The organism is Ruminiclostridium papyrosolvens C7, from assembly GCF_000421965.1.
Lineage (GTDB): Bacteria > Bacillota > Clostridia > Acetivibrionales > DSM-1351 > Ruminiclostridium > Ruminiclostridium papyrosolvens_A.
Window position 1 is genome coordinate 1 of sequence record NZ_ATAY01000024.1, and the last position, 11,835, is coordinate 11,835.

Annotated in this window: 8 protein-coding genes; 1 reads left to right on the forward strand and 7 read right to left on the reverse strand. The window is 38.4% G+C overall.

Translation table 11 applies throughout. From position 1 onward, the window contains the following. From L323_RS28290 to cobU, 5 genes are all read right to left on the reverse strand, one after another. The coding region (locus L323_RS28290) for an OmpL47-type beta-barrel domain-containing protein (RefSeq protein WP_020815009.1) at positions 1-4,100 on the reverse strand (4,100 nt) is incomplete at its 3' end. Positions 4,101-4,394: 294 nt separating this feature from the next. Further along, on the reverse strand, positions 4,395-4,580 hold the full coding sequence (locus L323_RS28295; RefSeq protein ID WP_020815010.1) for a DUF4177 domain-containing protein: 186 nt from the start codon (positions 4,578-4,580) through the stop codon (positions 4,395-4,397). Positions 4,581-4,670: 90 nt separating this feature from the next. Then, positions 4,671-5,729, reverse strand: a complete 1,059-nt coding sequence (gene cobT / locus L323_RS28300; protein WP_020815011.1) for a nicotinate-nucleotide--dimethylbenzimidazole phosphoribosyltransferase — start codon at positions 5,727-5,729, stop codon at positions 4,671-4,673. Between the two features lie 41 nt (positions 5,730-5,770). Then, the gene (gene cobS, locus L323_RS28305) at positions 5,771-6,523 is read right to left on the reverse strand and encodes an adenosylcobinamide-GDP ribazoletransferase (RefSeq protein ID WP_020815012.1); all 753 of its coding nucleotides are present in this window, start codon (positions 6,521-6,523) and stop codon (positions 5,771-5,773) included. Between the two features lie 21 nt (positions 6,524-6,544). Continuing rightward, positions 6,545-7,117, reverse strand: coding sequence for a bifunctional adenosylcobinamide kinase/adenosylcobinamide-phosphate guanylyltransferase (cobU, locus tag L323_RS28310; RefSeq protein ID WP_020815013.1), 573 nt, complete (start codon positions 7,115-7,117; stop codon positions 6,545-6,547). Between the two features lie 175 nt (positions 7,118-7,292). Between cobU and L323_RS28315 the strand changes: the two genes are divergently transcribed. Continuing rightward, on the forward strand, positions 7,293-8,921 hold the full coding sequence (locus L323_RS28315) for an S-layer homology domain-containing protein (protein ID WP_020815014.1): 1,629 nt from the start codon (positions 7,293-7,295) through the stop codon (positions 8,919-8,921). Positions 8,922-8,985: 64 nt separating this feature from the next. Here the strand turns inward: L323_RS28315 and L323_RS28320 are convergent, their stop codons facing one another. Continuing rightward, on the reverse strand, positions 8,986-10,680 hold the full coding sequence (locus tag L323_RS28320) for a S8 family serine peptidase (RefSeq protein ID WP_020815015.1): 1,695 nt from the start codon (positions 10,678-10,680) through the stop codon (positions 8,986-8,988). A 485-nt stretch (positions 10,681-11,165) separates the two neighbouring features. Then, the gene (locus tag L323_RS28325; RefSeq protein WP_020815016.1) at positions 11,166-11,807 is read right to left on the reverse strand and encodes an FMN-dependent NADH-azoreductase; all 642 of its coding nucleotides are present in this window, start codon (positions 11,805-11,807) and stop codon (positions 11,166-11,168) included. Positions 11,808-11,835: the final 28 nt, after the last annotated feature.

An 11,835-nucleotide genomic window follows, 5' to 3' on the forward strand; every position in this document is an offset into this window, starting at 1 on the left:
GCAGGTGTAGTATTGTCAATCTTGACCTCTGCCGTCTTTACCTCTTCTTTGTTTCCAACCTTGTCAACAGAATAAAATGAAATTTTATTGACTCCTACTTTATCAACAGTAATAGTAGCTCCTTCAATAAAATCACTATTATTCAATGAATAATATGTTTTTGCAACTCCAGTCATGTTGTCCGTTGCAGATAAGGTTACAACTACAGGGCTTTTGTTAACCCAGTTATCAGGAGCATCAGAAGTTGTAACAGGTGCTTTTGTATCAACAACAAGTATGGCTGTCACAATATTTGAAGGTTCTGATTCCCCAAAGGAATTACTGTATGCAGTAACATAAAATTGATGATCTTTGTACGAAAGATTGTTAACCTGATAGGAAAGATTATTCAAATTCTTTACAAGTAAAACAGGGACTCCATCTACTAATTCATAAACATTGTAGCCGTTTGCGTATGTAACAAAACTCCAGGATATTGAAGCAGTTGTCGCATCAAGTACCTTTACCGTTGCTTTAGGAGCCTGCATATCGGGGAAAATGATAGTTTCAGTTATTCTATTAGATGGTACCGATTCTCCAAAACGTGTGTTATATGCAGTAACTTCATAAGTATGAATGGCCTCTGATAAATTATATATTTTGAAACTAAGTGCAGTACCTTTGTAAAGAAGCTGTCTTTCTTCACCGTTAATCTCATAAACACGGTACTCGTTTGCCCAATTTGATGCCTTCCATGATAAAGTTATATTGTTAACATCGTAAATGTTATATGTAAGAACCGGAGTTTCAACTATAGGCCAGATTAACTGAAAGTTAACTGTACTTCCTTCCGATGATTCACCAAACCTTGTACTGTATGAATTAACTTGATAACGATAATCTCCTGACGGCATATTTGCAAATGTTATTGTTGTAACATTCCCGGTAAGAGTCTTCACCAAAGTTTTTTGCCCGTTAACTATCTGATATAAGTTATATCCGGTTGCATAACTTGAAGAGTTCCATTTCAGGACTATATCATTACCATTTACAGTACTTTGTATAAGATTATCAGGTGCCGCCATAATCGGAAAAACTAATGAGAAGTTAACTTCGGAAACTCCGGATGATTCACCGAATACCCGTGATAAAGAAGTAACTTCATAGTTATACTCCCCTGCCGGCATATTAGTAAATGTTACAGTGGTAGTTGTAACATTCTTGATTAATTTTTTCTGTCCGTCTATAACCTGATAAATGTTGTAACTGTTTGCAGCCTCTGCTGCCGACCACTTTAATGTAATGTCATTACCGTTTACAATATTGTATTCCAGATTAGCTGGAGGTAACATCTGAAGGCTTATATTCAGTGAGACTTGACTTCCTTCAAGGGATTCACCGAAGCGGTTGCTTACTGAGCTAACCACATAAGTGTGATCCCCCGGCAGTACATTTGATAAAGTTGCAGTAGCATAATAAACGGTTGCCTTTAGGACTTTTTGTCCATTTGCAAGTTCGTAGACTTTATAACTGTTTGCGTAAGTAACCGCATCCCATGATAATACTACATTATTGGAATTTTGAATCTTGTATGTCAAATTGCCGGGTGCAGTCATTGTCGGAAAAACAACAGACAACTTAATTTCTGCCCCACTTGTGGATTCTCCAAATACCGTAGACGTTGAAGTAACTACATATTGATAATCCCCGGCGGGCATGTTTGTTAAAGTGACAGATGTAGTTGTAACTGATTTTACTAATTTTCTCTCTCCGTTTACCACTTGATAAATATTATAGCCGGTTGCATATTGAGATGCAGTCCATTTCAATGTAACATCATTACCGTTTGCAATGGCAAATACCAAGTCGGTGGGAGCAAGCATTTCTTGTTTTATAGTCATCGAAACCTTGCTTCCCTCAGAAGATTCACCAAAACGACTGCTTACTGAGTGAACTACATATGTATGATCGCCTGCGGTTACATTCGTAACTCTTGCAGTCGGTGTACTAGCGGTGGTCACAAGTACTTCTTTTTCACCAACCAGCTCATACACTTTATAAGTATTGGCATAAGGAACAGCCGACCATGTAAGTACAACATTGTTGACATTCTGAATAGCATATGTCAGATCGGTAGGAGCACTCATAACCGGGAAAATTAAAGAGAATTTAATTTCTGATCCATTTGATGACTCTCCAAATACACTGGATAATGAAGTGACAACAAAATCATACTCTCCAGCAGGTAAATTTGTAAATGTAACAGATGTAGTTGTAACACTCTTTTTCAATGCTTTTTGTCCGTCAACTACCTGATACACGTTGTAGCTTGTGGCAAAATCTGCTGCTGCCCATTTCAATGTAATATCATTTCCATTTGCAATACTGTATTCCAGATTTAATGGTGCTGCCATGTCCTGTTTTACTGTAATTGAAATTTGACTGCCTTCATCAGATTCTCCAAAACGACTGCTTACCGAGTGAACCTCATATGTATGATCTCCTGCAGAAACATTCGGGATTGTTGCAGTTAACACATTAACTGTTGTTTTGAGTGTTTTTTGGTTGCCAGCTACTTCATAAATTTTATAGCTGTTGGCATTATCTGATGCACTCCAGGAAAGTACAACACTATTTACATTCTGAATCTTGTAAGTCAGATTCTCCGGTGCCTTCATAGTAGGAAAAACTATTGAAAAAGTAACTTCCGACCCACTTTGAGATTCCCCGTAAAGTGTGGATACCGAGGTAACGATATAATGGTACTCTCCTTCGGGCATATTTGTGAAAGTTACTGAATTTGTGCTTACAGTTTTTTTCAGCTGCTTTTCTCCGTTAACTACCTGATAAACCTGATAGCTGTTTGCATTTGCAGCTGCTGACCAGGTTAATGTTATATCATTCTGATTAGCAAGACTGTACTTTAAATTCTCAGGAGGCAGCATTGTCTGTCCTTTTATTGTTACAGTGAGAGTACTTCCTTCTATTGACTCCCCATAGGTAGTGGAGTAAGAATGAACCTCATAGGTATAGTCGCCGGCAGTCATATTGTAAAAAGTCGTAGTAGTTCTGGTAACTGTGCTTTTTAAAACTTTTTGCCCGTTTATTACCTGATATATTCTGTAGTTTGTTGCATTAGGCACACTTGCCCAACTTAAAACTATATCTTTATCATTGTTTACAGTGTAGGAGAAGTTACCCGGTGGTGGCATTAGAACATCTCCTAGAGTTGCTGTGACTCTGCTGCCTTCCACAGATTCACCAAAGCGTGAGCTTACTGAGTGAACAACATATGTGTGAGTGCCTGCAGGTATATTTGCAAGTGTTATTGTTGTTGTATTAGCCGTTGCTTTCAATACTTCCTGTCCGTCAATAAGTTCGTAGACGTTGTAGCTGTTAGCATAAGTTGCTGAATTCCAGGTCAGTATAACATCCGTACCATTTTGAATCTTTGAAGCTAAATTGCCCGGCGCTACTATGACGGGGAAAACCACATTAACTTCCAAAGAAGTTGAGAGAGGAGATTCACCATACAAAGAATTTACTGCTGTAACAGCATAGGTGTAATTTCCTGCGGATACGTTGGTTAAAGTGTATGTACGGTTTGCTGTAGATGTAAGTAGAGTCCTTCCACCATCAGCTGAAATTTTGTAGATATTATACGTTTGTGCATAAAATGCTGCTGACCAATTTAAGGTAACGTCGTTGATATTCTGAAAAGTATTGGTTAGTGTATCGGGTGCTTGCATTTCTGGGTAAACAATATCAACAGAGGCAGGTGCACATGGCCCTGATTCACCATCTGCACTGAGAGTGGATACCACATAGGTATAGGTGCCTTCCGGAAGATCATTAAAAGTGAAGTATGTAGATGTAGTCGTTCCCAGTTGTTTAAGCTGTCCCTCACTTATTCCGTATATATTGTAGCCATTTGCTCCATATACGGAATTCCATGTTACTTTTACATCATCAGGGGATGTAAGCTGAGTCGTCAGATTGCTTGGTGGTAAGATGCTACTATTTGAAGCGGCTAAAATACCTGATGGTAAAAGCATCAAATTAAGACAACACACCACTAAAAGCAAACTAAGAAATTTAGAACCTACTTTTTTTTTCATCATTTGACCCTACCTTTCTTTGTGAAAAAGTGAACAAGGCCAAAATATGCCTGGAACAGTGTAAGCAGCTATCAACTGCCCCAGCCCGTCCTCCAGCTATGTTCGGATAATTTTCATTTATCCTTCTTCACGATATTTTTAGATACGAATGATAAATTTCATTCGTTCTATACCCAAATTTTACTATATTTTACTTCTCCAAACAATGAAAAGGCTATATTTTGCTCTTATCCTTTTTTCCCCTTTTTACTGCAAATTTCTACTCATAAAAAAAGACCAGTCATAATGACTTGTCTTTTAATTGCCTGCTTCCCTTTCAAATATTATTTCATAATCAGTTGGTTTTCCGTGTGAATTATAGTACATAGGTAGAACCTGCACTAACCTCCATCCTTCTTTAGAATATTTATCTATTATTTCGTGGTGATTAGCTTCAGTAAAGAACCCTCCTAAAGTTGCCTGTGTAAACTTATATTCAAACATAAACGATCCCCTTTTCCGATAATTTTTCAGCAACAGCTATATATATATTATTCAATTACCATTTTTTTGCAATTATTAATCTCGAATTGCCTAATCCAATGGTTTGTATTGTTCAATTTGAGCATCACCAAAAGTCCCCATCTCATTGTAAGCTGTAACAGCAGCATCTATAACATGGAACGCCAGCGCAGCCCCGGAACCCTCTCCCAAACGCATTTCCAGCATAAGCATGGGAGTCATGTCAAGTACTTCCATTATTCTCTTGTTTCCCGGTTCAGCAGAACCATGTGAAGGAAGAATATAATTTCTGCACTCAGGCTTTATTTTAATAGCCGCCAAAGCAGCGGCAGCCGTGATAAATCCGTCAATCATAATAGGGAGCCTGTAGGCAGCTGCACCAAGGAAACACCCGGTAAGTGCTGCAATGTCAAAGCCTCCCACCTTTGCCAATACATCTATGGGATCCGTCGGATTAGGCTTATTTAATTCAATTGCTTTTTTGATAACTTCTGCCTTATTGATAAGGCCTTCCTGGGTCAGTCCGGCACCGCGGCCTACCATTTCACCTATTTCGTATCCGGTAAGTACAGATGCTACTGCACTGCTTGTAGTTGTGTTTCCTACTCCCATTTCACCCGTACCAAGAAGATTTACTCCTTGTTCCTTCAGTATTCCTACAATCTCAATTCCTGTCTCAATAGCTTTTATAGCCTCGTCTCTTGTCATTGCAGGGCCTTTGGCAATATTCCATGTACCTTTTCTTTTTTTCCTGCTTAATATTCCCGGACAGTCAATATCATCGTCAACACCAACATCTACAACAACGGTATCGGCTCCCGAATGTCTTGAAAGAACATTTACTCCGGTAAATCCTTTCAGAAAATTTTGTGTAACACTGGAAGTAACGGTTTTGGGGCATGAACTGACCCCTTCTTCAACTACTCCGTTATCAGCACACATTATTATGATTTTTTTATCTTTTACACAAGGAAATAACTCCCCGGTTATTCCGGCAAGCTGTTTCACGATTTCCTCCAAACGACCCAAGCTTCCCAAAGGTTTCGTCAGGCTGTCCAATCTTTTTTGTGCCTTCTGTATCATTTCAGTATCAAGCTCTCCAATGGCATTCAACGCTTCTATTAAAGTCATACTTATTCCCCCACAAATTATCAATTATTAAAATTAAGAATCTAACGAAGTACCAGTAAATACGATATTATTAAAAATATGGTCTGATTTAATTCACAAACAGCTCCGAGAACATCTCCCGTAGCACCTCCGATTTTTCTACTAAGAAATTTAACCAGCAACACCGCTGATAAAAACATGAAAATGCAGAGAAAAACACCCGCAAATCCTCTAAAAGCAAAAAATGTTATAATACTGATTATCACTGCTAATACAAGCTCTTTTAATCCACAATAATCAATAAAGGATTTTCCTAATCCCGGTCCGCTTCTTGCATACTTTGAAACAGTTGCCCCCGCAACAGAGCCTATTCTTCCGGACACAGGCATAAGTACCAGAGTAAAATATATATGCGCTGAAATTATAGAATACATTAGGACCACATTCAGCCCTAAGATACAAACAGTAACCAATACCGCATATGTTCCTACCCTGCTGTCTCTCATAATTTCCAGTATTTTCTCTTTAGGTCTGTTGGAGAAAATACCATCGAAGGTGTCACCTAAACCATCCAGATGAATTCCTCCGGTTAATAATATGTATGTAATAACTACAAGCACGGCAGTTATGGCGGGGGCAAAAAACATATTCAGAAAATAACCCGCACATGCAACCACCCCTCCTATTAACAAACCAACCAACGGTGCTAAGGCCAGTCCCTTACCAAAATCCTCATCGCCTACATCCAAATTCACAGGAATAGGAATTGTAGTCATAAACTGAAGCAAAAGTAAAAAACGCTTTAAAAGTATCATTTTTTATTCTTCTTTCATGTTTTATTTTATTTTTACAGGAATGCCTGAAACGCACAAATAAACGTCTTTAGCAGCGGACGCAAGTTTCTGATTTGCTCTGCCCTGAATATCACGGAAGAGTCTTGCGCTCTTATTATCCGGCACTATACCCATTCCGATTTCATTTGTAACCAGAATAAATGGAATCCCTGAATTCCTTGCAACGGCTATTAGCCTGTCCATTTGGAGATTAACAACCTCCTCCACGGCAACCATATCCTCCTGAACTATTTTATCAAAATCAGGGCATACTTCAAACATTATATTGGTAATCATTACTGTGATACAGTCCAAAAGAACTGCTTTTTTATTTCGGCACTTATCTTCAAGTAATATATCCATGTCTTTATATGCCTCAACAGTTTCCCAATTTGCAGGCCGTTGCTCTCTATGCTTTTTTATTCTTAGCTTCATTTCATCATCAAAAGGTATTGCTGTTGCTACATACAGAACATCTTTGCCGTATTCCTTCGCCAATTTTTCTGCATACGTACTTTTACCGCTTCTTGCCCCGCCTGTTACTAATATAATACTGCTTGAAACTTCTGGTTCCATGATTTATCCTCCCGATGAACTTCCAATATTTCCAAATACATACCTAAAATTATAAACTATTTACTGCCGGTACTGTCAAGTAACTTATAATGTAGTTTCTCATAAGTTCAGCATGTTTATTTTTTTAAGATGAAACACATATTATATGTAAACGAATATTGGAAAGGAAAATAACATGCGGCTAAAAAAATGTATAATAATAATGTTTATATTTTTATTCCTTTTTCAGACAAGCACTTCCGCTTATGAAAGCATAAGCTTCCTATATGCCGGAAATACAACCACCTATATAAATAATGTTAATCGTTCCGGTACAAATCTAACAACAGTTTCTCCCGATTATTTTGAAATAAACAGTAACGGAACTTTAAAAAACACCATAAAAGTGGACCCTCTTTTTGTGGAGAGCATGCACGCACGGGGAATCAAAGTCGTACCCTACCTAAGCAATAACTGGGACAGATCCCTTGGCAGAGCTGCATTGACTAATCAAAGCTCATTTGTAGCCAGTTTGAGTGCCGAGATTGTACGGCTTGGTTGTGATGGTGTAAATATAGACATTCAAAACCTTACCGAATCGGACCGTGCCTCATATACAACATTTATAAAGCTTTTACGTTCCTATATGCCAAAAACCAAAATACTTTCTGTATGTGTAGCTGCTAATCCGTGGGGATCAACTATTGGCTGGCAGGGTTCTTACGATTATGCCGCATTAGGTACCGTTTGCGATCAGGTATTCATAATGGCTTATGACGAGCATTACACCGGAAGTGCGCCGGGAGCGGTAGCCAGCTTTTCTTTTGTTGAAAAAAGTGTTAACTATGCACTGAAATATGTTCCATCTACAAAAATAGTTTTAGGAATACCATTTTATGGAAGATATTGGAAGCAGGGTTCAACAAGCGGCGGCTACGGAGTAACTGTTTCGGACGTTGAACGTCTTGTCTCAACCTGCAAATCCACAACCTGGTATGACAGTACCTCCCAATGTGCCCGTGCAACCGTAACGGTAACTTCAACAGATAATGCAGTTATCTGGGGAAGCAGCAAACTTTCAGCCGGTACTTATGATATTTGGTATGAGAATGAAACCTCTCTTGAAAAAAAGCTATCCCTTGTTTCAAAATATAATCTTTTGGGTGCAGGTAGCTGGGCGTTGGGGCAAGAGCCCCAGCGTTTCTGGAATAATTACAGCCAGTGGCTCATTGGCAAACCATTTATAGATATTTCAAACCATTGGGCACAAAGCTACATTATAGATTTGTTTCAAAAAGGCATTGTCAGTGGTATGCCAGGCAAGCGTTTTGTGCCTGATGGTAGTCTTACCAGGGCCGAAGCAGCAGCATTGCTTGTAAAAACACTTGGCCTTCAAAATGAAACTGCAACTGCCTCCTTTACCGACACTAAAACCCACTGGGCATCAAAACAAATTGCCATTGTAAAGGAAAAGGGTATATTCAGCGGATATTCGGGAAACATGTTTTATCCTGAAAGAAAAATTACCAGGGAGGAATTTGCAGTAGTATGTGACAAGATACTTTTCACTCCCGATACTGTAGATTTCTCTCAAAGAATTTTCAGTGACGTAAGTCCTGAAAGTAACTCATGGTCAAATAAATCAATAATTGTTCTTTCAATGAATAATATTCTTTCAGGTTACCCGGATGGCACATTCAGACCGAAAAAAACAATTACCCGAGCAGAAGCTACCAGAGTAATAGCTGCTTTACTGGAATATCCGGGAGGATTTACAATATCACCGACTAATATTCACAATCCGACACCTGTACCCCCGAGATAAGATTGGGGCAAAAAAACAGCGGAGAGTTCCAAAGGAACTCTCCGCTGTTTTTTGTTAAGAATATTTATTGGTTAGTAGTCTGTGTAATTGTTGCTGCGCCGGAGCTTACATCAAAGAAATATGAACCGCTTCCTTTGTATGAAAGGACCTTTATCTTGTATGTTCCTGCAGTAGTTGGTGTGTAACTTATTGTTTCCTGTCTGGTTGCTGTTTCTGAAGATGCAACCTCTGTTCCGCTAGGATTGTATAGATATACGTCAAAATCCTGAGAGGATGACCAGTTGGGGTGAATAAATGTTATAGCTATAGGATATGTAGTGTTAGGTACGGAGATTGTATATTCATCATAACTGTTGGTTTTTGCTAATGATTCTGCTTTATATATATGGTTTGGAACGGCAGGTCCGGTACCTGTAAAATTACCAGCTTTCTTCACCGCTTCATAACCGTCCAGTCTTCCAAAACCATAATCCAAATCCTGCCCGGCAGGACCCCAATCCTGAGCTGTGCTTGTTATTATATTTACAACCTGTGCTGCTGTAAGACTTGGGTTTGCATCAAGAATCAATGCTGCTGTTCCTGATGTGAAAGGTGTTGCCATGCTTGTTCCGCTGTATGCTATGTATTTATTGGTTGAATTTGCCTGTACAGCTGTTATCTGATAACCTGGAGCAGCTATATCAGGTTTAACTCTGCCGTCAGCTGTCAGACCTCTGCTTGAAAAATCTGCGAGGAAGAAACCTTTTTCTCCCACATCTGCAAAGGCACCGACAGTCAAAGCTTTTGATGCTGCTCCAGGAGAACCTATAGTTGCCTTTCCCGGTCCTGCATTACCTGCTGCGACTACAGGTACAATTCCTGCGTTAAAAGCGTTATTAATTGCTACAGATGTAGAATCGGTTCCATCTGAACTTGCATCAGTACCAAGGCTCAGACTTATAATTTTAATATTGTATGTATTTTTGTTTGTTACAGCCCAATCTATTGCAGCTGTGACGTTGCTCATAGTACCGCTGCCAGCTGAATCCAGAACTTTCAAACCAATGAGGGACGCACCCGGTGCAACTCCCTTATAGCTTGAATTACCCTCTCCTGTACCTGCAATAATACCTGAGACATGGGAGCCATGACCATTATCATCATAAGGTGTTGTTTTATTGTTAACCCAGTCCTTCCATGCTATTACCTTACCGCCGTCAAGGTCCACATGGCTTGCGTCAATACCTGTGTCAATAACTGCAACTACAACATCACTGGTACTATATGTTGTAGGAGCATTATCGCCATCACCGTTTACATTAAAATCAGATTTGGCCTGAGTTACTCCAAAGGAGCTCGATGCAGTGTTCAAAGTAGCATGAACAGGTGCATCATACTCAACCTGCTGAATCAAATCAGATTTTTCAAGCTGGCTTATTTGCTTTTTTGTTAAGTTTAAAGCAACACCGGGAATAATATCAAATTTGTGCTTTAGCTTAGGATTACCCAAGAGCTTTTCAATTGATGAAAATTCAGTATCAGAGAGCTTTTTGTTAAATAACACTGTAACCGGTATTTCATCATTGTCAGAGGATTCATCAATTTTCTCTTTAAGATTTACAAATAATTTGCTGTTGGGGCTTTTGGTAAGTTTAAATGCTGGACTTTCGGATTTTGCTTCTTCGTTTAAAGGTTTAGCAAAAGTAAGTGTTTGCGTACCTACAATTGTAAACACCAATGTTAAAATAAAAAATAGCTTTACTAATTTACTTTTTCTCATATATGTCTCTCCCCTCAATTTTGCTATAGTTATTTAATTTACCGTGCCACAAATTTACATAATTTGACCCTTAATTAATTTGACGACATAACTATTAAAACTGCACAATTGTATGCTAAACCAACCAATGGCACGGCTGCCTTGGAACTCTTATGCAATAATACATACTTGCATTCTTGCATCATACGTATAAAACTGGCATAGTGTGAATTTTTATTACTTACAGATACTTCACGTTTATGCTTTGCACAACGTTGTGTAAAGATATTTTCTGACCACTCAGAATAACCCTATAGAGTAAATGAATAAAGCATGCTTCCTTATTCACTTTAAAATAATATACCACTTCCAATATATGGATGTCAATATATTTTTTCAAATTTCTGGAATTTTTTATAAAGAAATGGAATTTTGGTTATAACAAAAACAGGGATTCATAAAATCCCTGTTCTAAAAAGAAATATTTAGTAATATTATGATAGGACTTATATTTGATCAACCATAGTTTCAATCCTTGAAGCTGCCTTCTCGATTGCTTCCTGTCGCTCAAGTTCTGTAGTTCCTGTTCCGTCCACCAACAGTTCTTCAAACTTGCTTATACCTAAAAACCTCATAATATCGTGTACATAATTCAAACCCTTATTTAAAGCGGGTCTGATAATCCATGGTATATTTGCTCCTGACGACTGTACATATATAAAAGTACGCTCTTTATCATTTAACAAACCATAAGGCTTATTTTCATCAAAAGCAATTGTTTTACCGGACTGGACAACACAATCAATGTATTCCTTTATGGGAGCAGGAAAAGACAAACTCCACATAGGAGATGCAATTACGTAAATGTCTGCATCTCTGAACTGATCACACAGCTTTATTATCTGGTTTACTTCATTCTGTTCATCTTGAGGCAGTTTTGCCAAAGCCTCCGAATTTACAATAGCACTCCTGCTTTCAAAGTAACTGTATTTTAACTGTGGTATATGCTCTTTGTACAAATCTACTTCTTCAAGAACCATACTTGGGTGTTTTTCAAGTATGCTGTTAATGAGCTTTCTTGCAACTGTTTTTGAAGAAGACATCTCTTCCGGTTTTGTATTAACACTAATATATAGCAGCTTTTTCATAAATATCCCCCCGAAGATTTTTTTGATA